The organism is Xanthomonas arboricola pv. populi (assembly GCF_002939945.1).
Taxonomy (GTDB): Bacteria; Pseudomonadota; Gammaproteobacteria; order Xanthomonadales; family Xanthomonadaceae; genus Xanthomonas; species Xanthomonas arboricola_A.
This window is the reverse complement of the sequence record NZ_MDEB01000001.1, coordinates 201,403-228,009: the sequence shown is the minus strand read 5'-3', so window position 1 is coordinate 228,009 and position 26,607 is coordinate 201,403. Positions and strand designations below refer to the sequence as shown.

The window sequence follows — 26,607 nt, the reverse complement described above, 5'->3', positions numbered from 1 at the left end:
CTATGGTTTCCCTTTCCACGCAATCCACAGTGCCAAGTGGCAACAAGGCGCCCGTCAACAACGGCGTCGCGTTGTCGGTCGTCACCACGATCTTTTTCATGTGGGGCTTTCTCACCTGCCTCAACGACATTCTGATTCCGCATCTGAAGGCGGTGTTCGAACTCAACTTCGCGCAGGCGATGCTGGTGCAGTTCACCTTCTTCGGCGCGTATTTCCTGATGTCGCTGCCGGCCGGTTGGCTGGTGGCCAAGCTTGGCTACAAGCAAGGCATCGTGGCCGGGCTGGCGGTTGCCGCGGTCGGTGCGCTGGGCTTCTGGCCTGCGGCGGAACTGCGCGTCTATGGCGCCTTTCTCGGCGCGCTGTTCGTGCTGGCGACCGGCATCACCATCCTGCAGGTGGCGGCCAACCCGTATGTCGCGTTGCTGGGTCCGGAGCGCAGTGCGTCCAGCCGCTTGACCCTGGCGCAGGCGCTCAATTCGCTGGGCACCGCGATCGCGCCGCTATTCGGTGGCTGGCTGATCCTGTCCAACACCGTGATGAGCGGCGACCAGCTCAAGCTGCTGCCCGAGACCGAGCAACTTGCCTATCGCGTGCAGGAAGCGCAGGCCGTGCAGGGGCCGTACATCGGTCTGGGCATCGTGCTGTTTCTGCTGGCGATCTTCGTGTTCCTGTTCCGTCTGCCGGCGCTGACCGATGCGGGCGCGCAGAAGGATGAAAGCAGGCATTCGCTGCTGGATGCCCTGGCGCATCCGCATGTGCGCTTCGGTGTGCTGGCGATCTTCTTCTATGTCGGCGCGGAAGTGGCGATCGGCAGCCTGATGGTCAACTATTTTTCGTTGCCGCAGATCGGCGGGTTCACCGAGCGTGAGGCGACCCACTACGTGTCGGCGTACTGGACGCTGGCAATGATCGGCCGCTTCATCGGTTCGGCCTTGCTGGCCAAGTTGTCGCCGCGCGTGCTGTTGTCGGTGTTCGCCGGGATCAACGCACTGCTGCTAGTGCTGACCATGGCCAGTGGCGGCATGCTGGCGGTGTATGCGCTGGTGGCGATCGGCCTGTTCAATTCGATCATGTTCCCGACCATCTTTACGCTGGGCATCGAACGCCTTGGTCCGCTGACCGGCCGCGCTTCGAGCCTGTTGATCATGGCCATTGTCGGCGGCGCCATCGTGCCGTATCTGCAAGGTCTGCTGGCCGACAGCATCGGCTTGCACGAGTCGTTCGTGCTGCCGCTGGTGTGCTACCTGTACATCGTGTTCTACGGCATCTGGGGCTCGCGTCTGCGCGGCGCACTGGCGGAGGGGCGCGCATGAGTGCTGCCAAGAACCGGGTGGTCTGTTTCGGCGAGGCCTTGATCGACATGCTGGCACTGCCGCAGGCCGGTCCTGACCAAGCACGTACGTTTGCGCAATACGCCGGCGGTGCGCCGGCCAATGTCGCGGTTGCGGTGGCGCGGCTGGGTGGCGCGGCGCATTTCGTCGGCATGCTGGGACGCGATATGTTCGGCGATTTTCTGCTGCAGAGTCTGCAGCAGGCCGGCGTCGCCACCGATGGCATCGTGCGCACCGATCAAGCCAAGACCGCGCTGGCCTTCGTGGCCCTGGATGAAGCCGGCGAGCGCAGTTTCAGTTTCTATCGTCCGCCTGCGGCGGATCTGTTGTTCCGACCCGAGCATTTCGCCGCGGACGCCTTTACGCAGGCCGCCGTGCTGCATGTGTGCTCCAACAGCATGACCGAACCTGCGATCGCGCAGTGCACGCTGGACGGCATGCGCCGCGCTCGCGCCGATGGCGCCATCGTCAGCCTGGATCTCAACCTGCGCCCGATGTTGTGGCCGCAGGATGTGGACCCGGCCGCGTTGCTGTGGGATGCGTTGGCACTGGCCGACGTGGTCAAGCTCTCGCGCGAGGAACTCGATTACCTGGCCGGCACGCTCGATGGCGATGCCAGCGCGGTCACCCAAAAGCTCTGGCAGGGCCGGGCCAGCTGGTTGCTGGTCACCGATGGCGGTGGACCGGTGCATTGGCAGACACGCACTGATTCCGGCCAGGTGCCGGCCTTCCGCGTGCAGGTGCGCGACAGCACGGCAGCGGGCGATGCATTCGTCGGCGGATTGCTGTTTCAGTTGGCTGCGCGCACGTCCACGCTGGAGCAGCTGTGTGGCGATGCCACTGCGATCACCGAAGTGATTCGTTTTGCCGCGGCGGTCGGCGCGCTGGCGGTGACGCGCAAGGGCGCGTTTGCGGCGATGCCGAGCGTCGATGAGGTCCATTCCCTGATTCAGGAACAACCATGAGCCGTTTGCCCGCGAGCCCCGCACCCGATTTCCGCTCGGCCGATGTGCTGCGTCAGCATATCGCCGACACCATGGCGTTCTACCATCCGCGCGCGATCGACCCGGCGGGTGGTTTTTTCCAGTATTTCCGCGACGATGGTTCTATCTACGATGCCGGGCATCGGCATCTGGTCAGCAGCACGCGCTTCGTCTTCAACTACGCGATGGCGTATCGCGAATTCGGCGATGCGCAGTACCTGCAAGCGGTGCGTCACGGCCTGGACTATCTGCGCAATGTGCACCGCAATGCAGCCACTGGCGGCTATGCGTGGACCCTGCGCGATGGGGTGGTCGAAGACGCCATGAATCACTGCTACGGCGTGGCGTTCGTGCTGCTGGCGTATTCGTGCGGCCTGAAGGCCGGCATCGACGATGCGCGCGCATGGATGGACGAGACCTGGCAGCTGCTGGAAAAACATTTCTGGGAGCCGGAATTTAGCCTGTACCGCGACGAAGCCGATGCGCAGTTCAACTTCACCAGCTACCGCGGCCAGAACGCCAACATGCACATGTGCGAGGCGATGATCGCCGCGTACGAAGCCAGTGGCGAGCAGCGTTATCTCGACCGTGCGCTGTCGCTGGCCGACACCATGACCCGGCGTCAGGCGGCCAAGGCCGACGGCCTGGTGTGGGAACACTACGATCTGCAGTGGAACATCGACTGGGACTACAACCGCGACAATCCCAAGCACCTGTTCCGCCCCTGGGGTTTCCAGCCGGGCCATCAGACCGAATGGGCCAAGCTGCTGATGCTGCTGGATCGCTACGCGCCGACCGATTGGTTGTTGCCGACCGCGCAACATCTGTTCGATGTGGCAGTGGAGCGCTCCTGGGATGCGCCGCGTGGCGGGCTGTATTACGGCTTCGACCCGGACGGCAAGGTCTGCGACGACGACAAGTACTTCTGGGTGCAGGCCGAATCGCTGGCGGCCGCGGCGTTGCTTGCCCAGCGCAGCGGCCAGGAGCGCTACTGGCAGTGGTACGACAAGCTGTGGACGTATTCCTGGGAACACATGGTCGACCACCGCTATGGCGCGTGGTATCGCATCCTGGATGCGGACAACCGCAAGTACAGCGATGAAAAAAGCCCCGCCGGCAAGACCGATTACCACACCATGGGCGCGTGTTATGAGGTCTTGAACGTGTTGCGGCCGGCTGCTTGATACTGGCGTAATCAAGGGCGCCGCCGTGCAATGCGGTGGCGCCGCGTAGGAGCGCACCCGGGCGCGATGAGGCTTTACCGGTAAAACCTCGTCGCGCCCGGGTGCGCTCCTACGATATCTGAGGCTGTTCTTACTCCGGGTCGTAATCCAGATTCGATGCCAGCCAGCGTTCGGCCAATGCCAGGGTGATGCCCTTGCGCCTGGCGTAGTCGGCCACCTGTTCCTTGCCCAGGCGCCCGACCACGAAATACTGGCTCCTGGGATGGCTGAAGTAATAGCCGGAGACCGCGGCGGTGGGCAGCATCGCGAAACTTTCGGTCAGCGTCATTGAGGTGTGGCGCTCGGCATCGAGCAGGTCGAACAGGGTGCGCTTTTCGCTATGCTCGGGGCAGGCGGGATACCCCGGTGCCGGGCGAATACCACGATAGCGCTCGGCGATCAGTGCCTCGTTGTCCAGCGTCTCGTCGTCCACATAGCCCCAGAACTCGGTACGCACGCGTTGATGCAGGCGCTCGGCCAGCGCCTCGGCCAGACGGTCGGCCAGGGCCTTGAGCAGAATCGCGTTGTAGTCGTCGTGCGCGGCTTCGAACCGTGCCACATGCGGGTCGATCCCGATGCCGGCGGTCACCGCAAACGCGCCGATCCAGTCCTGCTTGCCGCTGCTCCTGGGCGCGATGAAATCGGCCAGGCAGAAGTCGGGGCGGTCGATGGGTTTGTCGACTTGTTGGCGCAGGAAGTGCAGGGAATGGGGAATGGAGAATCGGGAATGGTCGGGCGCCGATGCATCGCTTTGCGATTCCCGATTCCCGATTCCCGATTCCGCAGGCTCGGTCAGCACCACAACATCGTCGCCCACCGCATTGGCCGGCCATAGCCCAAACACGGCCTTGGCGGTCAGCCATTTCTCCGCGACGATGGTGCGCAGCATCTTGCGTGCGTCGCGGTACAACTCGCTGGCCTGTGTGCCGACCACCTCGTCGCTGAGGATCGCCGGAAACTTGCCGGCCAGTTCCCAGGCCTGGAAGAACGGGGTCCAGTCGATCAGCTCGATCAACTCCGGCAGCGGGTAGTCGTCGAATACGTGCAGGCCCGGCTGACGCGGGGTGGGCGGTGTATAGGTGTCCCAATCACCGTCGAAACGCTGTGCGCGTGCCTTTTCCAGCGACACCAGGCGTTTGGCGTCGCCGCGATTGCGATGGCGCGCGCGTATCTCCGCGTAGTCGGCATCGTTGGCGGCGACGAAGGCATGGCGCAGGTCGCGCGAGATCAGCGATTGCGCAACGCCCACCGCGCGCGAGGCGTCCTTCACCCACACGGTGGGGGCGGTGTAGTGCGGATCGATCTTCAAGGCGGTATGCGCGCGCGAGGTGGTGGCGCCACCGATCAACAGCGGAATCTCGAAGCCTTGCCGCTGCATCTCGCGTGCGACATGCGACATCTCTTCCAGTGACGGCGTGATCAGGCCGGACAAGCCGATCAGGTCCGCATTTTCCGCACGCGCACGGTCCAGGATCACCTGCGCCGACACCATCACGCCAAGGTCCACCACGTCGAAGTTGTTGCAGGCCAACACCACGCCGACGATGTTCTTGCCGATGTCGTGCACGTCGCCCTTGACGGTGGCCATGATGATCTTGCCGTTGGACTTGCCGACATCGCCGGTGCGCAGCTTTTCCGCTTCGATAAAGGGCAACAGATACGCCACCGCCTTCTTCATCACGCGCGCGGACTTGACCACCTGCGGCAGGAACATCTTGCCGGCCCCGAACAGGTCGCCGACCACGTTCATGCCGTCCATCAGCGGGCCTTCGATCACATCCAGCGGGCGGGTGGACTGCTGGCGCGCTTCCTCGGTATCGGTTTCCACGAATGCGTCGATGCCGTGCACCAGCGCATGCGCCAGCCGCGCACGCACCGGCTTCTCGCGCCAGGCCAGGTCTTCGACTTTCGCCGCGCCCTTGCTGCCCTTGTAGCGTTCGGCGATGTCGAGCAGCCGTTCGGTGCCGTCGCGGCGCCGATTGAGGATCACATCCTCCACGCGTTCGCGCAATTCCGGGTCCAGCTCGTCGTAGATCGGCATGCCGCCAGCGTTGACGATGCCCATGTCCATGCCGGCCTTGATCGCATGGAACAGGAACACCGAGTGGATCGCCTGGCGCACCATCTCGTTGCCGCGGAACGAGAACGACACATTGGAAACGCCGCCGGAAATATGGCAATGCGGCAGCGTGCGTTTGATCTGCCGGGTGGCTTCGATGAAGTCCACCGCGTAGTTGTCGTGCTCCTCGATGCCGGTGGCCACGGCAAAGATGTTCGGGTCGAAGATGATGTCTTCCGGCGGGAATCCCACCTGCTCGGTCAGCACCTTGTAGGCGCGGGTGCAGATCTCGACCTTGCGCGCGCAGGTATCGGCCTGGCCGACTTCATCGAAGGCCATGACCACCGCGGCGGCGCCGTAGCGCAGCACCTTGCGTGCCTGTTCGATGAACTGCGCTTCGCCTTCCTTGAGCGAGATCGAATTGACCACGCTCTTGCCTTGCAGGCACTTCAGCCCGGCCTCGATCACGCTCCACTTGGACGAATCCACCATCACCGGAATGCGCGCGATGTCCGGCTCGGACATGATCAGGTTGAGGAAGCGCGTCATCGCCTTTTCCGAATCGATCAGGCCCTCGTCCATGTTGATGTCGAGGATCTGCGCACCGTTGGCGACCTGCTGGCGCGCCACTTCCACCGCTTCTTCGTAGCGCTCTTCCTTGATCAGCTTGCGGAACTGCGCGCTGCCGGTGACGTTGGTGCGCTCGCCCACGTTGACGAACAACAGGTCCGGGGTGATGACCAGCGGCTCCAGGCCGGACAGGCGGGTGTGGCGGGGAGTACTCATGCGAGGCTCTGCTGGACGTTGACGGCGGCGCGATTGGTCTTGGTGCGTGGGTGTTCCTCGCGGCCTGGCCATGGGGTGCGAGACACTGCGGCCCTCATCCGGCGCTGCGCGCCACCTTCTCCCGCAGGCGGGAGAAGGGTAAGGGTGCCTGGCTGCGCACGGAGCGTCCTTGTGGCAAGCCAAGCCATGCGCTGGCCTTCTCCCGCATGCGGGAGAAGGGTGCCTGGCTGCGCACGGAGCGTTCTTGTGGCAAGCCAATCCATGCGCGGTCCTTCTCCCGCAGGCGGGATAAGGGCGCTGGGCTGCGCACGGAGCGTCTTTGCGGCAAGCCAATCCATGCGCTGTCCCTCTCCCGCAGGGGGGAGAAAGGCGCTGGGCTGCGCACGGAGCGTCTTTGCGGCAAGCCAATCCATGCGCTGTCCTTCTCCCGCAGGCGGGAGAAGGTGCCCGAAGGGCGGATGAGGGGGTGCCTGCCGCATCACGCTGCCAGCTCCTGTGCGCCAGACAACTGCCGCGGCGGCAGGTCGGCCACCGCCTCGGCGATGGCGCGGATGTGATCCGGCGAGGTGCCGCAGCAGCCGCCGACCAGGTTGAGCAGGCCGGCCTGCGCGAACTCGCGCAGGGTCTGCGCCATTTCTTCCGGCGTTTCGTCGTACTCGCCGAAGGCATTCGGCAGGCCGGCATTGGGATGCGCGCTGACATAGGCGTCGGCAATCTGCGCCAGCGTTTCCACATGCGGGCGCAAGTCCTTGGCACCGAGTGCGCAGTTCAGGCCCACCGACAGCGGCTTGCCGTGCGCGACCGAGGCATAGAACGCCTCGGCCGTCTGCCCGGACAAGGTGCGTCCGGACGCATCGGTGATGGTGCCGGAGATCATCACCGGCAGGCGCCCGCCGCGCGCTTCGAACACTTCCTCGATCGCATACAACGCGGCCTTGGCGTTGAGCGTGTCGAAGATGGTTTCCACCATCAGCGTGTCGGCGCCGCCGTCGATCAAGCCGTCGATGGCCTCGCGATAGGTCTCGCGCAATGCGTCGAAGCTGGTGTTGCGGTAGCCGGGGTCGTTGACGTCCGGGCTGATCGAAGCGGTGCGGCTGGTGGGGCCGAGCACGCCGATCACGAAGCGCGGCTTGTGCGGGGTCAGCGCCTCGACCTCGTCGCAGCAGGCGCGCGCGACCTGCGCGCCGGCCTTGTTCAATTCGTAGACCAGATGTTCCAGGTGATAGTCGGCCTGGCTCACCGAAGTGGCGTTGAAGGTATTGGTTTCCAGCAGGTCGGCACCGGCGTCCAGATAGGCGCGATGGATGCCGGCGATGATCTCCGGGCGCGACAGCAACAGCAGGTCGTTGTTGCCTTTCAGGTCGTGGCCCTGCGGCGCGTGTGCGTGATCGCAGCCTGGGCCATGCACGTGTACCTGCGCGCTGTCGTAACCGTCGACAAAGCGGGTGCCGCGATAGTCGGGTTCCTGCAGATCGTGGCGCTGGATCATGGTGCCCATCGCCCCGTCGATGATGAGGATGCGTTCGGCGAGCGCGGCAGTGAGTCTGGCGGCGCGCTCGGGATGCAGCCAGGGCAATGCAAACGAAATTGGGGATTGGGGATTGGATACCTGCGTCATGAGTCACCTCTCCGCGAAGCAGCGCCTTTGCTTTCAACCAATCCCGATTCCCGATTCCCCATTCCCGGCTTCACCGCAATCAACGAAATCACCTCGAAATGCGGCGGGCGTTTTTCGCGTGTCACCGTCTCCAGGCTGGACACGTCCAGCCCGGCTTTCTCGGCGAATTTGCGTAGTTCCTTGGCCGCAAAGCCGAGATTGACGTGGCCATAGGCATGCACCGTGGCGCGATGTTCGTGCTTGGCCAGGCTGCATAGCAGCAGCCGGCCGCCGGGGCGCAGCACGCGCGCGGATTCGGCCACCGCCTGCGCCGGCTTGGCCGCGTAGGTGAGCGCATGCATCAGCACAACCAGGTCGAAGCTGGCATCGGGGAACGGCAGCGCATGCATGTCGCCTTCGCGCACCTCCACATTGCGCAGCTTGCGCAGGCGCTCGCTGGCGGCGGCGACCATGCGCGCGCTGGTGTCGATGCAGATGTAGCGGGTGGCATGCGGTGCCACCAGCTCGGCCAGCACGCCATCGCCGGAGGCGATATCCAGCACGTCGCCGGTTTCCAGCAAGGGCAGGGCGGTGCGCGCCAGCGCTTCCCAGGTGCGACCGGGGGAATAATGCCGCTCCATGTCGCCGGCCACCGAATCGGCCCAGTTCTGGTCGGCGGCGCGGTTGGCCAGCACTGCGGCCACGCGCTCGGCGTCCTGGCGCAGCAGTGGATCGTCGCTGCCGGTGCTCAGTGCCAGCCACAGGGCGCGCTGCGCCGGGTCCAGCGACACCTCGTCGAAGCGGTAATAGGCCGACACGCCGGCGCGGCGGTCGCGCACCAGCCCGGCTTCCTTGAGTTTTGCCAGATGCGTGGACACGCGCGGCTGCGCCAGGCGGGTGATCGCCGACAGCTCGGCCACGGTGAGCTCTTCCTGCTCCAGCAAGGTCAGCAGGCGGACGCGGGTGGCGTCGGCAAATACCTTCAGGCGCGCCGACCAGTCTTCCAGATCCATGAATATCTCTATATCGCGATATGGAGATATTTTCGGCCGGGCAGGGTGTGGGGTCAACTACATACGCATGCGAATGGTTGGGGCTACAATGAGGGCTCAGCCTAGGCCTGGAGGGGTGCGACGTGGATTTCAGCTTTACCGACGAACAATTGATGATCCAGGATGTGGCGCGCCGCATCGCCCAGGAAAAGATCGCCCCCAGCGCGGAGCAGTTCGATCGCAGCGGCGAGTTCCCGCTGGAGAACATCCGCCTGCTCGGTGAGAACGGCCTGATGGGCATCGAGGTGCCGGCCGAGTACGGTGGTGCCGGCATGGACCCGATCAGCTACGCGCTGGCGATGATCGAGATCGCCGCTGCCGACGGCGCGCATTCCACCATCGTCTCGGTCAACAACTCGCTGTTCTGCACCGGTATCTTGAAGAACGGCAGCGAGGCACAGAAACAGCTGTACGTCCGCGCGATTGCCGAAGGTGCGCAGATCGGTGCATTTGCGCTGACCGAGCCGCAGTCCGGATCGGATGCCTCGGCGATGCGTTGCCGCGCGGTCAAGCAGGCCGATGGCAGCTTCGTGATCAATGGCAAGAAGAGCTGGATCACCTCCGGCCCGGTCGCCAAGTACATCGTGTTGTTTGCGGTGACCGAGCCGGACAAGGGCGCGCGCGGCATCACCGCCTTCATGGTCGACGCCGATCGCGCCGGCTTCCACCGCGGCAAGACCGAGCCCAAGCTCGGCATTCGTGCCTCGGCCACCTGCGAGATCGAGTTCGCCGATTACATCGCGCAGCCCGATGAAGTGCTAGGCGTGGAGGGCGAGGGCTTCAAGACCGCGATGAGCGTGCTCGATGCCGGGCGCATCGGCATCGCCTCGCAGGCGGTTGGCATCGCGCGTGCGGCGTACGAGGCCACCCTGGCCTACGTCAAGGAGCGCAAGGCGTTCGGCGCGGCCATCGGTACCTTCCAGATGACCCAGGCCAAGATCGCCGACATGAAGTGCAAGCTGGATGCAGCGCTGCTGCTGACGCTGCGTGCGGCCTGGTTGAAGGGGCAAGGCCAGAAGTTCGGCACAGAGGCGGCCGTGGCCAAGCTCACCGCCTCTGAGGCGGCGATGTGGATCACCCATCAGGCGGTGCAGATCCATGGCGGCATGGGCTATTCCAAGGAAATGCCGCTGGAGCGTTACTTCCGCGACGCCAAGATCACCGAGATCTACGAAGGCACCTCGGAAATCCAGCGCCTGGTGATCGCGCGTGGGGAGACCGGTCTGCGCTGAGCGGCCTGATCCGGCAGCGCGCCGCCGGTCGGCGACTCCACCGGCCGGAGGTGCGTTGCGGTCGATCCGGTGCCTTGATGCAGGCGATTGCTTCCCACTGCCAGGTAGGAGCGCGCTTGCGCGCGATGCGGCGTTATCGATAACGCCGCATCGCGCGCAACCGCGCTCCTACGCAAACGTGAGCGGTCTGATATCACAGATGCGCCGTGTCGGCGGCCTGGCGCCGGCACACAGCAAACACTTCACCGCGCTACATCGCGGGTGGCTGCGTTCGCGCTTGTCGTGCGCGGCGCGCGCGGATCACAATCGCTGCTTCTCCAGCCTCTGGTGCGCGCATGCTCCGGTCTTCGCACGCTGTATTTCCCCGCCTTTCGTTGTCTGCCACTGCGCCGGTGTTGGTATGTTGGGGGCTGTTGCTGGTCTGCGCCGCTGCATGGGCGCAAACGCCGCCGCCCTCGACCGTGCCCACCGACCGCCTGCAGGAAGACTGGTGGGCGCAGCGGCACGCGCAGGTGCTGGAGCAGGTGAAGCAGCACGCCGACACCCGGCTGCTGTTGATCGGCGATTCGATCACCCAGAACTACGAAAAGGCCAAGGCGCCTGACGAGGATTTTCAGCCGACCTGGCAGACCTTCTACGGCAGCCGTGGCGCGCTCAACCTGGGCTTCAGCGGCGACGGCACCGAACACGTGCTGTGGCGGCTGGCCAATGGCGAGGTCGATGGCCTGCAGCCCAAGGTCGCGCTGGTATTGATCGGTACCAACAACACCGGCCATCTCGGCCAGACCGCAGAGCAGGCCCAGCTCGGTATCGATGCGGTGGTCGCGGCGATCGAACAGAAATTGCCGCGCACGCAGATCCTGTTGGTGGGCGTGCTGCCCAGCGACATCTCCAGCGCGAAGTCGCGCCGCGATGCGCAGATCAACCAGGGCCTGGCGGTGCGGTACGGCGACAATCCATGCGTGACCTATCTGGATGTGGGGTCGATCTTCCGGCGCGATGGCCAGCTGCGCACCGAGCTGTTCTACGACACCCGCTTCCGTCCGCCGGCCGGCGCCCTGCATCCGGACACGCAAGGCCAGCGCATTCTGGCCGAGGCGATCGAGCCGACCCTGGCGCGCCTGCTCGGCGAGCCGCCGGTCAAGCCGGTTGCACAGCTGGGCCGCGATTTTGCGACCTCGCTGATTCCGGTCGACCGGCTGGAGCAGGATTCCTACGATTGGTATGCACGTCACCATGCAGCGCTGGCCGCAGCGCGCTCGCTCAAGCCCGAGGTGGTGATGATCGGCGATTCGATCACGCATTTCTGGGCCGGCCCACCGCTGGCCACGCGTGTCAGCGGGCCCGAGTCCTGGCGCTGGTTGTACGGCAGGCGCCCGGTGCTGAATCTGGGCTTTGGCTGGGATCGCACCCAGAATGTGCTGTGGCGGATCCGCCAGGGCGAGCTCGACGGCCTGGATCCGCGCTGGGTGGTGCTGCATATCGGCACCAACAACCTCACCGGCACCGCGCAATCGCGCGCGGCCACGCCGGCCGAGACCTCGCAGGGCGTGGAGGCGGTGGTGAGCGAGGTGCGTCGCCGTTTGCCCCGGAGCCAGCTGATCCTGATGGCGATCATGCCACGCGGTCGCGATGCCGCGGATGCGCAGCGCGCGCCCATTGCCGAGACCAATCGGCTGCTGGCCGCGCGTTATGGCAAGGATCCGTCCGTGCGTCTGGTCGACATCGGCCCTCGGATGCTGCAGCCGGACGGGACCTTGCCCGAGGCGCTGATGCCCGACGGCACCCATCCCAGTGAGACTGGGTATGCGATCTGGGCGACGGCACTGCGCGAGGCGGGCATCACGGCGGCGCCATAACCGGCCTCGCTGCGGATACAGGGCAGTGGCGTCGAAGAGGGCGCTGCTGTCGCGCGGGAGCCTGTCCGCTTACGAAGTTGCCGAATCCATGGCGTGAGCGGAATGGAGCTTCGGCCGATCAACAGCGGTGCCATCGGCCGGCAACGCAAGCGCACGAGCCACCATCAGGGCTTTCCAGACTCCAGAAACCAGAAGACCCCCGATCGCTCGGAGGTCTTTTTAAACTGGTGCCCAGAAGAGGACTCGAACCTCCACGAAGTTGCCCCCGCTAGCACCTGAAGCTAGTGCGTCTACCAATTCCGCCACCTGGGCAGGTGAGCCGCGAATTTTGCAGACTCCCGGCGGGCTTGTCAATGCCTGGCGACCGGCAATCGCGACCGGCCGGGCGAGCCTTGCTGCCCATGGCGCGGCCGCACGGGGTACCATGTAAGCAATGACAAAGAAAAACACTCCAGATTCCGATCGGCCCAGTCGCCGTAAATCCACCAGCCCGGGCGAGTCCACCACCGCCGAAAAACAGAAGTTGCCGGGCTGGATGCCGGACTTCCTGGTCCGCGCCGCTGCCGGCGCGTCGACCAAGTCCGCGAACAAACGCGCTGCCGACAAGGCCGCCAACGCTTCGCCCGAGCTGCCGGTAGCGCCTGCGCTGCCCACGCCGCCGGCGCCACGCGCACCGCATCCGCGCAAGAGTGGCCCGCCCGCGCCGCCGCCGGAACGCCTGCAGCATGCACCGACCGAAGCGTCCGCGCCGGCGACGGAGTTCAAGGATCCGCATGCCGATCGCGAAGCACTGCGCTACGCCGAGCCGATCGCCAGCCGCGAGGCCATCCTGCAGTTGCTCGATGCCTGCGACGGCCCGCAGACCGCCGAGGAAATCGCCGAACAACTCAATCTCGGCGACCGCATCGACGCGTTGGGCAAGCGCCTGGCGGCGATGGTGCGCGAAGCGCAGCTGGTGCAGAACCGCCGCGGCGGCTACGCGCCGGTGCAGCAGACCAGCCTGATTGCGGGTGTGGTGATCGCCAACCCGGAAGGTTTCGGCTTCCTCAAGCCGGACGAAGGTGGCGACGACCTGTTCCTGCCGCCTTACGAGATGCGCAAGGTCATGCACGGCGATCGTGCGCTGGCCAACGTCACCGGCATCGACCGCCGCGGCCGTCGCGAAGGTGCGATCGCGCGCGTGCTCGAACGCCGCATGTCGCGCATGCTCGGGCGCTTCTTCTACGAGCATGGCGTGGCCTATGTCGACCCGGACGACAAGCGCGTGCAACGCAACGTGCAGATCGCACCGGACGGCATCGGCGAGGCACGCGAAGGGCAGTTGGTGGTGTGCGAACTGATCGCGCCGCCGGACGCGCGGCGCCCGGCGATCGGCAAGATCATCGCAGTGCTCGGCGACAAGCTGACGCCGTCGCTGGTGGTGGAAATGGCGATCCATGGCCATGAGCTGCCGCACGAATTCCCGCAGGAAGTGCTGGACGAAGCCGCGGCGGTGCCGTTGGTGGTCGAGCCGCAGATGATCGGCGGGCGTGTGGATCTGCGGCAGATGCCGCTGGTCACCATCGATGGCGAAGACGCCAAGGATTTCGACGACGCGGTGTATTGCGAACCCAACGCCGACGGCTTCCGTCTGGTGGTGGCGATCGCCGATGTGTCCAACTATGTGCGTCCCGGCACGCCGCTGGACGACGAAGCGCAAAAGCGCGCCACCTCGGTGTATTTCCCGGGTTTCGTGGTGCCGATGCTGCCGGAGACACTGTCCAACGGCATCTGCTCGCTGATGCCCAAGGTCGACCGCATGTGCTTCGTCTGCGACATGCAGGTGGGCCGCGACGGTGAGGTCACCGGTTCGCGTTTCTACGAAGCGGTGATGAACTCGCATGCGCGCCTGACCTATAACCAGGTCTGGAAGGCGGTGGGCGAAGACGACGCCGACACCAAGGCCTTCATCGGCCCGTTGCTGCCGCAGGTGCAGCGCCTGCATCAGCTGTACAACGTGCTGTCGAAGGCGCGCACGCAACGCGGCGCGATCGAGTTCGAAACCTCCGAAGTACGCTTTGTGCTCGACAACACCGGCGAGGTCACCCAGGCCGGCATGCTGGTGCGCAACGACGCGCACAAGCTGATCGAAGAATGCATGATCGCCGCCAACGTCGAAGCTGCGCGTTACCTGCTGAGCATGCATGTGCCGGCGCCGTACCGCGTGCACGAGCGGCCGCCGGAGAGCAAGTACGAAGACCTGCTGGAGTTCCTCAAGGAATTCCAGCTGAGCCTGCCGGCATGGAGCAAGGTGCGTCCCGGCGACTACACCAAGTTGCTGAAGAAGGTGCGTGCGCGTCCCGATGCGGCGCTGCTGGAATCGGTGCTGCTGCGCAGCCAGAGCCTGGCGGTGTATTCGCCGGACAACAACGGTCACTTCGGTCTGGCGCTGGAGGCGTATGCGCACTTCACCTCGCCGATCCGCCGGTATCCGGACCTGCTGGTGCACCGCGCGATCAAGCACGCGCTGACCGGCGCCAGTCCGGAAAAATACATCTATACCCCGCGTCAGATGGCGGCCTTGTCGCTGCAGTGTTCCGAGCGTGGCCGGCGTGCCGACGAGGCCGAACGCGAAGTCGACGAGCGGTATCGCGCCGCGTGGATGGAAAAGCATGTCGGCGGCCAGTTCGACGGTGTGATCAGCGGCGTGACCGGGTTCGGCCTGTTCGTGGAGTTGACCCAGTCCAAGGTCAACGGCCTGGTGCATGTCACCCAGCTGCCGCAGGACTATTACCAGTTCGATCCGATCCGCAAAACGCTCAGTGGCGAGCGCCGTGGCCGCGCATTCCGCCTGGGCGACCCGGTGCGGGTGTTGGTGCTCAAGGCCAGCATGGAGGAACGCAAGATCGACTTCCGCCTGGCCGAGGATCGCGGCGATTCGCCCGAACCGCCGCTGCCGCCGCGCGCTCAGCCGGCCAAGCGCAAGAAGAAGCAGTACTAGCAGCGGTGACATCATCGCGAGCCGTCGCCTGGCGGCCGCTCGCGATGCGTAGGAATCGCTGGCCATGCCTGCAGGGCGTTGCGCGCGAAATGCGCGCAATGCTTCGCGGGTCACTCGTCTTCAACGGAGCTGAGGCAACGATGGACACAGCAATTGAGTACAGCGGTGGTTGCCAATGCGGCGCGGTGCGTTTCCACGTGCGCGGCCGGTTGTCGGACGCCTCGATCTGCCACTGCCGCATGTGTCAGAAGGCCTTCGGTGCGTATTACGCGCCGCTGGTGTCGGTGCGCGGCGCCGAATTCGTCTGGACACGCGGCGAGCCCAGGCGCTTCGCGTCTTCGTCGCTGGTGCAGCGTGGATTCTGTGCCGACTGCGGAACGCCGCTCACCTATGAGGCGCCGGACGGCGTGGCGATTGCGGCCGGCGCGTTCGATACGCCTGAGCGGCTGCCGCCAACGATCCAGTACGGAGTGGAGCGCAAGCTGCCGTTCGTCGATGGGTTGAGTGATCTGCCGGCGCGTACCACCGAGGATGATGTCGCTGCCTTGACGTTTTTGGCCAATGTCGTGTCCAGGCAGCATCCCGATCACGATACCGCGCAGTGGCCGGTGTGAGTTCGCGCCTGCGGGCGTGAGCGGAAAGCGCATTGGTTCGCGATGGCGAGCGCGCGCAAGTGTCTTGCACCATCACCACGGGACGGGCGTCGTCTTCGACCACCGCGATCCGTTACGCCGTGATTTCCCCGTCGGCACCGCTCTCCGCATCGCGGCCGTGACGTGACAGGCCGCAGGCCCTACCATTCTCCCTTTATCGCTTCGTATCCCGCGCAATGAGCAAGCAGAATCAGTGGATCGTCGGCGTCAACGCCGTCGCCTCGTCCGTCGAGAACGACGCCGACAACGTGCGCGAGGTATTGATCGAGGCCGGCAGCAAGAATCCGCGCCTGATCGAAATCGAGGAGCAGGCCCGTCGCAAGGGTATCGACGTGCGCCGGGTCAATACCCAGGCACTCGATGGCGTCGGTGGGCAGGTGCGCCACCAGGGCGTGGTCGCGCGTTATGCGGCAGCGCGCCTGTGGGCCGAAAACGAGCTCGAAGCGTTGGTGACCGCAGCCGAAGGACGCGCGCTGCTGCTGATCCTCGACGGCGTGCAGGACCCGCACAATCTCGGCGCCTGCCTGCGCAGCGCTGCGGCGGCTGGCGTCACTGCGGTGGTCATTCCCAAGGACAAGTCGGCCACGGTCAACGCGACCGTGCGCAAGACCTCGGCCGGTGCGGCCGACCGCATTCCAGTGGTGGCGGTGACCAATCTGGCGCGTTGCCTGCGCGATCTGCAAAAGCAGGGCGTGTGGCTGTACGGCCTGGCCGGCGAAGCCGAGGCGTCGTTGTACAGCGTGGATCTGCGCGGCAACGTCGGGCTGGTGCTCGGTGGCGAGGCCGACGGCCTGCGGCGACTGACCCGCGAGCATTGCGATGGCCTTGTCAAGATCCCGATGCCGGGCGATATCGAAAGCCTCAACGTGTCGGTGGCGGCCGGTGTAACCCTGTTCGAAGCGGTACGCCAGCGCCTGGGCGCCTAAGGCGACTATCAAAACGACTGCGCTCAACCGCCGGGCGGGCGCGGCCGGTTCTGGGAATCGGCATGCACCACTCGCGCGCTGCGGTTCCTCCGCGCCGTCTGCACCCATCTCGCGACTGCTCGCCAGGTGTTGCCAGCCACTCTGAATCGCACGTACGCGCCGGTCACGAGCCGCGCAGGTCGATCGGCACGGCGAGATCGCGCGTCTGGCGCGGTCCGAACCGCGCACTCACGCAGACCAGCCGATCTGCGCAAACCACGACGCCGATGCGCTTGCCGCCGCAGTGCCGAGCGCGGACATAGCGCGCTGCACACGACTTTCGCCAAGGCATGCGGCGATCCAGCGGCGCGCGTGCCCGGTTTTGCCCATCCTATCGCCAGCAAACGGCGTGTCGTGTCTGAGGTGTCTGGCACTTTCCTTCTCCTGCGGGAGAAGGTGCCCGAAGGGCGGATCAGGGTACGGCCACACGCAGTGGTGCCGCCAACCGCTGATTTCTCAAGCAGGGAGCCTCGTTGCTTTTACAATCCCCAATCCCGATTCCCGGCTCGATCAGCCCGCGCCAGGCCCCGGCCAGGCATTGGCAATCGTGCAGAACAGCCGCGCGGTCTGCTCGGTGTCATAGACCGCGCTATGCGCATCGGCGGCATTCCACTCCAGGCCTGCGGCCTGTGCCGCGCGCGCCAGCACGGTCTGCCCGTACGCCACGCCTGCCAGGGTCACGGTGTCGAACACGCTGAACGGATGGAACGGATTGCGTTTGTGGCCCACGCGCGCAACCGCAGCGTTGAGGAAGTTCAGATCGAAATGCGCGTTGTGGCCGACCAGGATCGCGCGCTGGCAGCCGTACTTCTTCACTGCCGCACGCACCGGCGCGAACACATGGTCCAGCGCGTCCTTTTCCTGCTTGGCGAAGCGGAACGGGTGGTCGAGCACGATGCCGGTGATCTCCAGCGACTTCGGGTCGATCTCTAGTCCCGGCGCCGGCACCAGGTGGGCGCTGGCGGTGTCGCCGGGGAAGAACCGCCCGTCGGCATCCATTTCGATCGGCACGCAGGCAATTTCCAGCAAGGCGTGCCTGTTCCAGTCGAATCCTCCCGTTTCCACATCCACCACCACGGGCAGATAGCCGCGAAAGCGCCGCGACATGGGCAAGAAGGAGGGGGCAGGCTGCAGGTCGACCGGTTCGTTCATCGGCATAGCCTAGCAGGTCGCACGGCCGGCCCGATCGTGGCAGCTGGCGGCTTGCCCGGGTGTCCGGACCGGCGATCGGGCAAACAAAAGCCCGACCCGTGTTGCCACGGATCGGGCCCAGGAACCCCGTGTTTCATCCGCTGGCGTCAGCGAGCGGCGACCACGCTTGCGATCAGCCCGGTGGCCACCGCAATCAGCACGTAGTTGTTGTCCACGCGGCGCCACTCGTGCCCGCGCTGCGGCGTGTGCAGATGATGTTTGCGGTAGTCGGCAACGCGCGTGCCGCGATGGTCCGGTGCCAGACGCTCGCCACGCCGATAGGGCGGGCCGCGACGATCGTTGCGGTGGTCGTCGTTGTGCGCGCTGCGGCGATCGTCATGCTTGTCATCGTCTCTGTCGTCGCGGCGATCGTCGCGATGATCATTGCGACGGTCCTGACCACCGTCGTCGTGGTGCTGCGCGCCGCGGTCGCGGTCGTCATGCTGCTGCGGCGCAGCGAGCGCTGCACCGGACGTCAGCAGCGACACAACCATGAGGGATCCGATGATGCGTTTCATCTGCCTACTCCTGCGTCACAGGAACAGCCTGTGCGAGTCCACCGTAGGCATTTGTAGCTGAATACGTAATGAAATCAGGCGTTGCGGCCTGTGTCAGTGGATGCTGCCGGCACTCATTGCGATCAGATGACGCCGGTGGTGCTGGTGTCGTCGCGCTTCAGGCGCGGCGGCAGCGGTTGCTCGCCGTGGACCAGAAACCACACGTTCTCGGCGATGTTGGTGGCGTGGTCGCCGATGCGCTCCAGATTCTTGGCCATGAACAGCAGATGCGTGCATGGGGTGATATTGCGCGGGTCTTCCATCATGTAGGTCAGCAACTCGCGAAACAGCGCGGTGTATTGCGCATCCAGGCGTGCATCTTCATCGCGTACGCGGATGGCCGCATCGGCATCCTTGTTGCGATAGGCCTGCACCGCTTCGCGTACGGCATCGGCCGCCATCTGGCCGAGCGCACGCAGGCCTACCGTCTGCGGCAGCGGCGGTGCGGAATTGAGCGCAATCGAGCGCTTGGCGACATTGGCCGCGTAATCGCCGATGCGTTCGATATCGGCCGGAATGCGCAGGCCGGCCAGGATCTCGCGCAGGTCGCGCGCCATCGGCCCACGCAACGCCAGCCGCATCACGTCGTGGCTGATCGCATGCTCCAGCGCATCGATCGCTTCGTCGTTGACCACGATGCGATGCGCAGCGTGGTCGTCGCGACGCTCCACCACATCCAGTGCGGCTTCCAGCTGCGCCACCGCCGTGTCGCCCATGCGCACGATCTCGGCGACAAGACGGTGCTGCTCCTCGTCGTAGCTTTTGACGATATGGTCGTTGAGGTGCTGGTTCATCGTGATCTCGATTCGTGGCGGTGGTGGATGTCCGCCGCTGCCTGGCAACATCGCATGCAGCGTGGATGCCGGTCAGGGCAGGGTATGGCGGGGTTGCTTCACTGCGGCGCTGCGGTCGCCCGCCTTACATCAACCGAAACGACCGGTGATGTAGTCCTCGGTCTGCTGCTTGGACGGCTGGGAGAAAATCGTTTCGGTGCGGTCGTGTTCGATCAGGTCGCCCAGATACATGAAGGCGGTGTAGTCGGACACGCGCGCGGCCTGCTGCATATTGTGGGTCACGATCACGATGGTGTATTGGCGCTTGAGCTCTTCCACCAGCTGCTCGATGCGGCTGGTGGAAATCGGATCCAGCGCCGAAGTCGGTTCGTCCAGCAGCAACACATCCGGCCGTAGCGCCACTGCGCGCGCGATGCACAGCCGCTGCTGCTGGCCGCCGGACAGGCCCAGCGCGCTTTGCCCCAGCTTGTCCTTGACCTCGTCCCAGAGCGCGCCCTGGCGCAGCGCCTGCTCGACACGGTTCTGCATGTCGGCCTTGGACAGTTTTTCGTGGTGACGGATGCCGTAGGCGACGTTTTCGAAGATCGTCATCGGAAACGGCACCGGCTTCTGGAACACCATGCCGACCTTGCTGCGCAGCCGGTTCATCGGGTACTTCGGCGACAGGATGTTTTCGTTGTCCAGCAGCACTTCGCCGCGCGCTTCCATCTTCGGATACAGCGCATAGATGCGGTTGAAGATGCGCAGCAGGGTCGACTTGCCGCAACCCGACGGCCCGATCAGCGCGGTGACGCGCTTCTCCGGAATCTCGATGTTGATGCCCTTGAGCGCGTGGTACTTGTCGTAATAGAAATCCAGATTGCGTGCGGCCACTTTCACCGGCGCCTGCGCGGTCGGTGTCCCCTTGGCGGCCGGAACGGCGATGCGATGCATCGGCATGGCGTTTTGGAGATCGTTCATGTCGGGTGTCCGGAGGGAGAGGTCAGTCATTGGAAATCTTGTTGCGCAATAGCAGGGCGCGCGCACCCAGGCTCACCAGCAGCACGAACACGGTCAGCACCAGCGCGCCGGACCAGGCCAGGGTCTGCCAGGTCTCGTAGGGGCTGCCGGCGAACTGATTCATGATCACCGGCACGCTGGCCATCGGCTGGAACACATTGCTGTTCCAGTACTGATTGCCGAAGGCGGTGAACAGCAACGGTGCGGTCTCGCCGCTGATGCGCGCCAGGGCGAGCAGGATGCCGGTGAGGATGCCGGCCGAGGCGGCGCGGTACAGCACCTGTACGGTCACCTTCCACTGCGGGATGCCGAGCGACAACGCCGCTTCGCGCATCTGCGCCGGCACCAGGCGCAGCATTTCGTCGGTGGTGCGCACCACCACCGGCAGCACGATGAAGGCCAGCGACAGCGCGCCGGCAAACGCGGAGAAGCGCCCGCCGGTCTGCATCACGTACAGCGTGTAGACGAACAGGCCCAGCACGATCGACGGTGCCGACAACAGGATGTCGTTGACGAAACGCACCACCAGCCCGGCCTTGCGTGCATTGCCGTACTCGGCCAGCCAGGTACCGGCGGCAATGCCCAGTGGCGTGCCGATCGCCAGTGCCAGGCCGCACATCACCGCACTGCCGAAGAAGGCGTTGAGCAGGCCGCCTTCCTGCATCGGCGGCGGTGTCATCTTGGTAAACAGGTTGACGTCGATGCCCGGTACGCCCTTGGACAACAGGGTCCACAGGATCCAGGCCAGGAAGAACAGGCCGAACACCGCGGTGACGCACGACAGCAACAGGGCGATCGCGTTGGTCACGCGGCGGCGGTTGTACAGTGATTGCGAGACCGAGGACATCAGTTGCCCTCCCGACGCGACAGCTGCATCAGCATGAAACGCGCGATCGCCAGCACGATGAAGGTCACGATAAACAGCACAAACCCCAGCAGCAGCAATGCCGAACGATAGGTTTCGGTGGCCTCGCCGAAGTCATTGGCGATCAACGCGGCGATGGTGGTGCCGGGCTCCAGCAGCGACGGCGACAGCCGCACCGTGTTGCCGACCACGAACGCCACTGCCATGGTTTCGCCCAGCGCACGGCCCAGGCCCAGGAACACGCCGCCGATCACGGCGGAGCGGGTGTAGGGCAGCACGATGTCCCAGCTGACTTCCCACTTGGTCGACCCCAGCGCGTACGCCGATTCCTTCAGGCGCGTCGGCACGGTCAGGAATACTTCGCGCATCACCGAGGAGATGAACGGGATCACCATGATCGCCAGCACGAAGCCTGCGGTCAGCAGACCGATTCCCAGCGGCGGGCCCTGGAACAACGGACCGATCAACGGCAGCGTGCCCAGGTGATCGTTGAGCCAGGGCGTCACGTGCTCGGTCATCACCGGCACCAGCACGAACAGGCCCCACATGCCGTAGATGATCGACGGGATGCCGGCCAGCAGTTCGATGGCGGTACCGACCGGGCCACGCAACCAGCGCGGCGCCACTTCGGTGAGGAAGAACGCGATGCCGAAACTCACCGGCACCGCAATCGCCATCGCGATCAGGGCGGTGACCAGGGTGCCGTAGATCGGCGCCAGCGCCCCGTATTTGTTTTCCACCGGATTCCAGTCGGCGGAATAGAAAAAACTCAGGCCCTGCATCTGCAAGGCATGGCGTCCGCCCCACAGCATCGACAGCGCGGCGCTGCCGAGCGCCAACAGGACGAAAACGACCGTGGCGGCCAGCGCAAGCTTGAACAGGCGATCGGCACGCGCATCGCGCAGGTCGCGGCCGCGTGGGGCGGTCATCGCTTCGGGAATGGCGGTGGCATTCATTCGATTGGGCTCGTCACCCGCGCAATCGCGGGAGCGTGAGACAGCAGGAACGGCGAGGCGCCGGTAGGCACCTCGCCGCAGCGCAACCCGCCACGACAGCGGGTGCAGGGCATCACTTGAACTCGCTGGCCCAGTAGGCCTGGATCTGCTTGACCAGCTCCGGCGGCAGCGGCACGTAATGCAGTTCGCTGGCCTGGGCCTGGCCGTTGTCCAGCGCCCACTTGAAGAAGTCCAGCGTCGCCTTGCTGCGCGCCGCATCCTTGGGCTGCTTGTGCATCAGCATGAAGTTGGTCGCGGTGATCGGCCAGGCCTTCTCGCCCGGTGCGTTGGTGATCACCAGGTTGAAATCCTTGGCGTTGGCCCAGTCGGCGCTGGCGGCAGCAGCGGCGAAGCTTTCCGCATTCGGCTCCACCCACTGGCCGGCCGCATTCTGCAGCGAGGCGTAGGGCATCTTGTTCTGCAGTGCGTAGGCCAGTTCGACATAGCCGATCGAGCCCTTGATCTGCTGCACGTACGAGGCGACGCCTTCATTGCCCTTGCCGCCGACGCCACCGGGCCACTGCACCGAGGTGCCTTCGCCGACCTTGCTCTTCCACTCCGGGCTGACCTTGGACAGGTAGTTGGAGAAGTTGAAGGTGGTGCCCGACCCATCGGAGCGATGCACCAGGTTGATCTTGGTGGCCGGCAGGGTCACGCCCGGATTGGCCGCCACGATCGCCGCATCGTTCCACAGCGTGACCTTGCCCAGGAAGATGTCGCCCAGCAGCGCGCCGGTCAGGCGCAGCTTGCCCGGTGCGATGCCTTCCAGGTTCACCACCGGCACCACGCCGCCGATCGCCGACGGGAACTGGCCCAGGCCGGCCTGCTGCAGTTCGGCGCTGTCCAGCGGCTTGTCGGTCGAACCGAAGTCCACCGTGCCGGCCTTGATCTGCGCGATGCCGCCGCCGGAACCGATCGACTGATAGTTCACCTTGTTGCCGGTGGCGGCGTTGTAGTCGGCCGACCACTTGGAGACCAGCGGATAGATGAAGGATGCACCGGCACCGGAGATCTCGGCGCTCTTGCTGTCACCGGCGGTGGCGCCCGCGCTGGGCGCGCCCTTGGCGGTATCGCCGGACTGCGCATCCTTGCCGGGCGAGCAGGCGGCCAGGGCGAGGGCGATGGTGAGGGACAGGGCGGTCAGGCTGGCCGACTGCAGTTTCATGGAAGCTCCGAGGCTGGGTTGGCCGGGGGACCCGGCAGACCACGCTATGAAATGATGTTTTTGTTACACGTGCATGACAGTGCCTTTTGGAGAAGGCATCACAAAAAAGACGCGACCCCGTGGGGCCGCGTCTCGGTTCCGACGCCGGGGAGAGAGACGGCGTCGTTCCTGTCGCTGTGGCTGGCGTTACTTGGGCAGGTTCTTGGCCCAGTAGCCTTCGATCTGGGTCACCAGGCTGTCCGGCAGCGGCACGTAGTCCAGCTGCTTGGCCTGCGCATCGCCCTTGCTGTAGACCCAGCGGAAGAACTCCAGCGTGTTCTTGAGGCCGGCCGGGTTTTTGGGCTTCTTCTGCACCAGGATGAAGTTGGTCGCGGTGATCGGCCAGGCGTTGTCGCCGGAGGCATTGGTCATCACCAGGTAGAAGTCCTTGCTGTTGCCCCAGTCGGCGCTGTTGGCGGCGGCGGCGAAGGTCTCATCCGACGGCTGCACGAACTTGCCGGCAGCGTTCTTCATCGCGGTGTAGGCCATCTTGTTCTGCAGCGCATACGACAGCTCGACATAGCCGATGCCGCCCTTGATCTGCTTCACGTACGCGGCCACGCCTTCGTTGCCCTTGCCGCCAATGCCGGTCGGCCACTGCACCGCGGTGCCTTCGCCGACCTTGCTCTTCCAGTCCGGGTTGACCTTGGACAGGTAATTGGTGAAGTTGAAGCTGGTGCCCGAACCGTCGGAGCGATGCACCACGGTGATCTTGCCGTCGGGCAGCTTCACGCCCGGGTTGAGCGCGGCGATCGCCGGATCGTTCCAGGTGCTGACCTTGCCCAGGAAAATGTCGCCCAGGGTCTTGCCGTCCAGTTTCAGGGCGCCTGCGGCCACGCCGGGCACGTTGACCACCGGCACCACGCCGCCGATCACCGACGGGAATTGCGCCAGGCCGGCAGCGGCCAGTTCTTCCGGCTTGAGCGGTGCATCGGACGAGCCGAAGTCCACGCTGGCCGCCTTGATCTGGGCGATGCCGCCGCCCGAACCGATCGATTGATAGTTGACCTGCTTCTTGGTGGCCGCGTTGTAGTCGGCCGACCACTTGGACATCACCGGGTAGATGAACGACGCACCGGCGCCGGTGACATCGGCGGCCTGGGCGCACAACGCCAGCGAGGCGGTGAGCACGCCGACGGCCAGACGGGTCTTCAAAGAGTGGATCACGCAACAGCTCCTGTAGCGAAGGGATGAGGACGTCCCGCAGTCGTGCCATTGCAGGGCAGGGGCATGACTGCGCGGTGTCTGGAAGATGACATGCAGATGACGGCGTCGCGGCGGGGCGCGTAGCCGGGACGGGTCAGGGTGGTCGCCGCCGTGGCACGCTCACAGGAGCGCTCCACAGCGGCCGGGTCCATCGCGCACTTACCAATAGAACTGCGCACGTGCCTCGATGATCGACGGGTTGTCGTCGACCAGGCCACGCGTGGCGCCGTTGTAACGGGTGCTTTCCACCTTCGCGTAGTCCAGTGCGAACTTGAAGTTGGAGCGCCAGTACCAGTTGGCACCGACCGTCCACACGTCCATCTTGCCGCCCAGCACGCCGTCCACGAACGGGGTGGTGCCGTTGGAGACCAGGTGTCCGTCGTTGAGGTCCAGGGTGTCATAGCGCACCGCCAGCTGCCACATCCCCGAAGCCGGTGCGTTCGGCAGCGGGGTGGTCGGCACGCCGGCCTTGTAGCCCCAGGTCTCGCCGGTGATGTTCCAGACGCCGCTGACGTACCAGCCGTCACTCTTGTAATCGTCGGCGTTGTTGCCGAGGCGCTTGGCGTTTTCCTGGAAGAACTCGCTCTGCAGCTTGAACGGGCCGGTGATCCACATTGCCTCGGCTCCGGCCACACCCACGCTGTCCACGTTGGTGATGGCGCCGCTGTCGATCAGGCGCACCGTGGTCAGGTCGGCGTCGGGTCGCGCGCGCAGGCGCAGGGTGTCGTCGTCGGTGTCGTAACCCAGGTAGCTCAGACCGACGTGCAGCACGTTGCCGCTGTCGTTGATTGGCGCCCAGGTGCCGCGCGCGCCGTAGCCGCTGCCGTGTGCCTGGTTGCGGGTCAGTTCGCGGCCGAACGCACTGGCGGTGACGCTCCAGTTGTTGTCGCCCATGCCATAGGCAACGCCCAAGCGGCGCGAGATGCCGTAGGTGTTGGTCACTCCGGCCTTGGAGACGAAGTCGTTGTTCTTGGTGCTGGACAGCTCTTCCAGGCTGTTGGGCTGCTTGAACTGGCCGATCTGCAGATAGTTGTTGGCGTTGCCGGCGAACTTGTACTTGATGTTGTTGTCGAGGAAACGCCCGGTGCTGCGGATGGTGGTGCCGCCGATGGTGACTTCCTTCAGCACGCTGGGGTCGTAACCGGCCACCCATTCGACATTGCCCGGGCCCTTGCCCTTGAGCACCAGCTCGGCACGGCGGATGCTGAATTCGGAATTGTCGCCATTGGCACCGATCGGGCCATTGAGATCCTGCACATCGTTGTGGAACCAATTGCCGTCGGCCTGGACCAGGCCTTCCAGCGACATCTCCGAGCCGCCGATCACGTCGATGGCGATTTCGGCGTGCGCAACGGGTGCGGCCAGCGCCAGCAACAGGGCGGAGCCAAGCAGGGTAGGAGAAAGTTTCATATGCGCCTTGCGACCTGAGAAAGTGAGCGCAGGCTATGGCGTGAAAGTTGCGTTAATGTGACAGCGTCAGATCGCGTCGTAATCTGATTTTTGTCAGCAAAGACAAAGATTTGCGTGTGTTTGCTTTTTGTCAGTGTGTGTCGTGAGTCTGAACGCGCCGCGCCGTATGACAGATGTGACAGTGGCGCAGTTCACCGTTTCAGCGAGCTCGAGCTTATTGCGACCTGAACCAACCAGATGGAACTGCGCCGTATCAGGCCCTTTGTGCGTCGCACCACTTGCGCAGGCGCGTTCTAAATTGTTAGTTTCGAGGCCATGTTTCCCCGATTCCTCCAGTTGCTGTTGGTCTGCCTGCTCGCGCTCACTGCGTGGTCGGCGGCCAATGCGCACAGCCGCATCCACGATGCGCTTGTGGGCGACGGCGTGGCGGTGATGGCGGATGCTGGCGAAGAACGTGACGCAGCCGATGATCTGCAGGGCGACGGGGACGCACAGTGCCAGGTCGATACCCATTCTGCAGACGACATTCCCTTGCTCTCCCAAGCATGGCCGGTGGTCGCACGCTATTTCCCCTCCTGGTACGCGCATTACGCGCCGGCAACTCAAAAACGCGACCTGATCCCGCAGCTGCGTCCTCCTAACGCGCTGCGCGCCTGATCCTTCGTT

General features: G+C 65.0%; 21 protein-coding genes, 1 tRNA gene and 1 other RNA gene. 10 read left to right on the top strand and 13 right to left on the bottom strand.

Going from position 1 to position 26,607, the window contains the following annotated elements; all coding sequences use genetic code 11:
- Window positions 1–2 precede the first annotated feature (2 nt).
- From fucP to XaplCFBP3123_RS01060, 3 genes are read left to right on the top strand one after another with little or no spacing between them, the layout of a single operon-like run.
- Window positions 3–1,313, top strand: a complete 1,311-nt coding sequence (fucP, locus tag XaplCFBP3123_RS01070) for an L-fucose:H+ symporter permease (RefSeq protein WP_104532434.1) — start codon at window positions 3–5, stop codon at window positions 1,311–1,313.
- Complete coding sequence (locus XaplCFBP3123_RS01065) at window positions 1,310–2,296, top strand: carbohydrate kinase family protein (RefSeq protein ID WP_172453033.1); 987 nt, start codon at window positions 1,310–1,312, stop codon at window positions 2,294–2,296. Before fucP ends, XaplCFBP3123_RS01065 begins: the two co-directional genes overlap by 4 nt.
- Entirely contained in the window at window positions 2,293–3,498 is a 1,206-nt protein-coding gene (locus XaplCFBP3123_RS01060) for an AGE family epimerase/isomerase (protein ID WP_104532432.1), read from the top strand. The genes XaplCFBP3123_RS01065 and XaplCFBP3123_RS01060 overlap by 4 nt, the downstream gene beginning before the upstream one ends.
- Before the next feature lie 130 nt (window positions 3,499–3,628).
- On the opposite strand, the gene metH is transcribed toward XaplCFBP3123_RS01060, so the two are convergent.
- The 3 genes from metH to XaplCFBP3123_RS01045 all read right to left on the bottom strand — a co-directional run bounded on the left by metH (window position 3,629) and on the right by XaplCFBP3123_RS01045 (window position 8,992).
- The gene (metH, locus tag XaplCFBP3123_RS01055; RefSeq protein WP_172453032.1) at window positions 3,629–6,382 is read right to left on the bottom strand and encodes a methionine synthase; all 2,754 of its coding nucleotides are present in this window, start codon (window positions 6,380–6,382) and stop codon (window positions 3,629–3,631) included.
- A 478-nt stretch (window positions 6,383–6,860) separates the two neighbouring features.
- Window positions 6,861–8,000 (bottom strand): homocysteine S-methyltransferase family protein, encoded by a 1,140-nt coding sequence (locus XaplCFBP3123_RS01050; protein WP_104532430.1) that lies wholly within the window; start codon window positions 7,998–8,000, stop codon window positions 6,861–6,863.
- Entirely contained in the window at window positions 7,997–8,992 is a 996-nt protein-coding gene (locus tag XaplCFBP3123_RS01045) for an ArsR/SmtB family transcription factor (RefSeq protein ID WP_172453031.1), read from the bottom strand. The genes XaplCFBP3123_RS01050 and XaplCFBP3123_RS01045 overlap by 4 nt, the downstream gene beginning before the upstream one ends.
- A 152-nt stretch (window positions 8,993–9,144) precedes the next feature.
- Here XaplCFBP3123_RS01045 and XaplCFBP3123_RS01040 point away from each other — a divergent pair, with 152 nt between their 5' ends.
- Window positions 9,145–10,263 (top strand): acyl-CoA dehydrogenase family protein, encoded by a 1,119-nt coding sequence (locus XaplCFBP3123_RS01040; RefSeq protein WP_245230249.1) that lies wholly within the window; start codon window positions 9,145–9,147, stop codon window positions 10,261–10,263.
- Between the two features lie 335 nt (window positions 10,264–10,598).
- A complete protein-coding gene (locus XaplCFBP3123_RS01035) occupies window positions 10,599–12,122 on the top strand; it encodes a platelet-activating factor acetylhydrolase IB subunit (RefSeq protein ID WP_104532427.1) in 1,524 nt (507 codons plus the stop codon).
- 225 nt (window positions 12,123–12,347) lie between these two features.
- Here XaplCFBP3123_RS01035 and XaplCFBP3123_RS01030 read toward each other — a convergent pair.
- Window positions 12,348–12,434 (bottom strand) — tRNA-Leu (locus tag XaplCFBP3123_RS01030).
- Window positions 12,435–12,555: 121 nt separating this feature from the next.
- Here XaplCFBP3123_RS01030 and rnr point away from each other — a divergent pair.
- The 4 genes from rnr (at window position 12,556) to XaplCFBP3123_RS01010 (ending at window position 16,819) form a co-directional block, all read left to right on the top strand.
- On the top strand, window positions 12,556–15,102 hold the full coding sequence (gene rnr / locus XaplCFBP3123_RS01025) for a ribonuclease R (protein ID WP_104532426.1): 2,547 nt from the start codon (window positions 12,556–12,558) through the stop codon (window positions 15,100–15,102).
- A gap of 140 nt (window positions 15,103–15,242) precedes the next feature.
- Window positions 15,243–15,716 carry a GFA family protein gene (locus XaplCFBP3123_RS01020; RefSeq protein WP_104532425.1) on the top strand — a complete coding sequence of 158 codons (474 nt, stop codon included), beginning with the start codon at window positions 15,243–15,245 and terminating at the stop codon, window positions 15,714–15,716.
- Window positions 15,717–15,931: 215 nt separating this feature from the next.
- Window positions 15,932–16,681, top strand: a complete 750-nt coding sequence (gene rlmB / locus XaplCFBP3123_RS01015) for a 23S rRNA (guanosine(2251)-2'-O)-methyltransferase RlmB (protein ID WP_104532424.1) — start codon at window positions 15,932–15,934, stop codon at window positions 16,679–16,681.
- A 62-nt stretch (window positions 16,682–16,743) separates the two neighbouring features.
- Window positions 16,744–16,819, top strand: a non-coding RNA gene (locus XaplCFBP3123_RS01010) — sX9 sRNA.
- A 411-nt stretch (window positions 16,820–17,230) separates the two neighbouring features.
- Here the strand turns inward: XaplCFBP3123_RS01010 and rnt are convergent.
- From rnt to XaplCFBP3123_RS00965, 9 genes are all read right to left on the bottom strand, one after another.
- Window positions 17,231–17,878 carry a ribonuclease T gene (gene rnt / locus XaplCFBP3123_RS01005; protein WP_102596859.1) on the bottom strand — a complete coding sequence of 216 codons (648 nt, stop codon included), beginning with the start codon at window positions 17,876–17,878 and terminating at the stop codon, window positions 17,231–17,233.
- A gap of 140 nt (window positions 17,879–18,018) precedes the next feature.
- Complete coding sequence (locus tag XaplCFBP3123_RS01000) at window positions 18,019–18,429, bottom strand: RcnB family protein (protein WP_104532423.1); 411 nt, start codon at window positions 18,427–18,429, stop codon at window positions 18,019–18,021.
- A gap of 122 nt (window positions 18,430–18,551) precedes the next feature.
- Window positions 18,552–19,262, bottom strand: a complete 711-nt coding sequence (phoU, locus tag XaplCFBP3123_RS00995) for a phosphate signaling complex protein PhoU (RefSeq protein WP_102596861.1) — start codon at window positions 19,260–19,262, stop codon at window positions 18,552–18,554.
- A gap of 129 nt (window positions 19,263–19,391) precedes the next feature.
- On the bottom strand, window positions 19,392–20,222 hold the full coding sequence (gene pstB, locus XaplCFBP3123_RS00990; protein ID WP_104532422.1) for a phosphate ABC transporter ATP-binding protein PstB: 831 nt from the start codon (window positions 20,220–20,222) through the stop codon (window positions 19,392–19,394).
- Between the two features lie 22 nt (window positions 20,223–20,244).
- A complete protein-coding gene (gene pstA, locus XaplCFBP3123_RS00985) occupies window positions 20,245–21,108 on the bottom strand; it encodes a phosphate ABC transporter permease PstA (protein ID WP_039511726.1) in 864 nt (287 codons plus the stop codon).
- The gene (pstC, locus tag XaplCFBP3123_RS00980) at window positions 21,108–22,082 is read right to left on the bottom strand and encodes a phosphate ABC transporter permease subunit PstC (RefSeq protein WP_104532421.1); all 975 of its coding nucleotides are present in this window, start codon (window positions 22,080–22,082) and stop codon (window positions 21,108–21,110) included. The genes pstA and pstC overlap by 1 nt, the downstream gene beginning before the upstream one ends.
- Before the next feature lie 112 nt (window positions 22,083–22,194).
- On the bottom strand, window positions 22,195–23,286 hold the full coding sequence (gene pstS / locus XaplCFBP3123_RS00975) for a phosphate ABC transporter substrate-binding protein PstS (RefSeq protein ID WP_104532420.1): 1,092 nt from the start codon (window positions 23,284–23,286) through the stop codon (window positions 22,195–22,197).
- 186 nt (window positions 23,287–23,472) lie between these two features.
- Window positions 23,473–24,492, bottom strand: a complete 1,020-nt coding sequence (gene pstS, locus XaplCFBP3123_RS00970) for a phosphate ABC transporter substrate-binding protein PstS (protein WP_104532419.1) — start codon at window positions 24,490–24,492, stop codon at window positions 23,473–23,475.
- 198 nt (window positions 24,493–24,690) lie between these two features.
- Window positions 24,691–25,941: an OprO/OprP family phosphate-selective porin gene (locus tag XaplCFBP3123_RS00965; RefSeq protein ID WP_104532418.1), complete on the bottom strand. Its 1,251-nt coding sequence runs from the start codon at window positions 25,939–25,941 to the stop codon at window positions 24,691–24,693.
- Between the two features lie 336 nt (window positions 25,942–26,277).
- Here XaplCFBP3123_RS00965 and XaplCFBP3123_RS00960 point away from each other — a divergent pair, with 336 nt between their 5' ends.
- A complete protein-coding gene (locus XaplCFBP3123_RS00960) occupies window positions 26,278–26,598 on the top strand; it encodes a hypothetical protein (RefSeq protein WP_172453098.1) in 321 nt (106 codons plus the stop codon).
- Window positions 26,599–26,607: the final 9 nt, after the last annotated feature.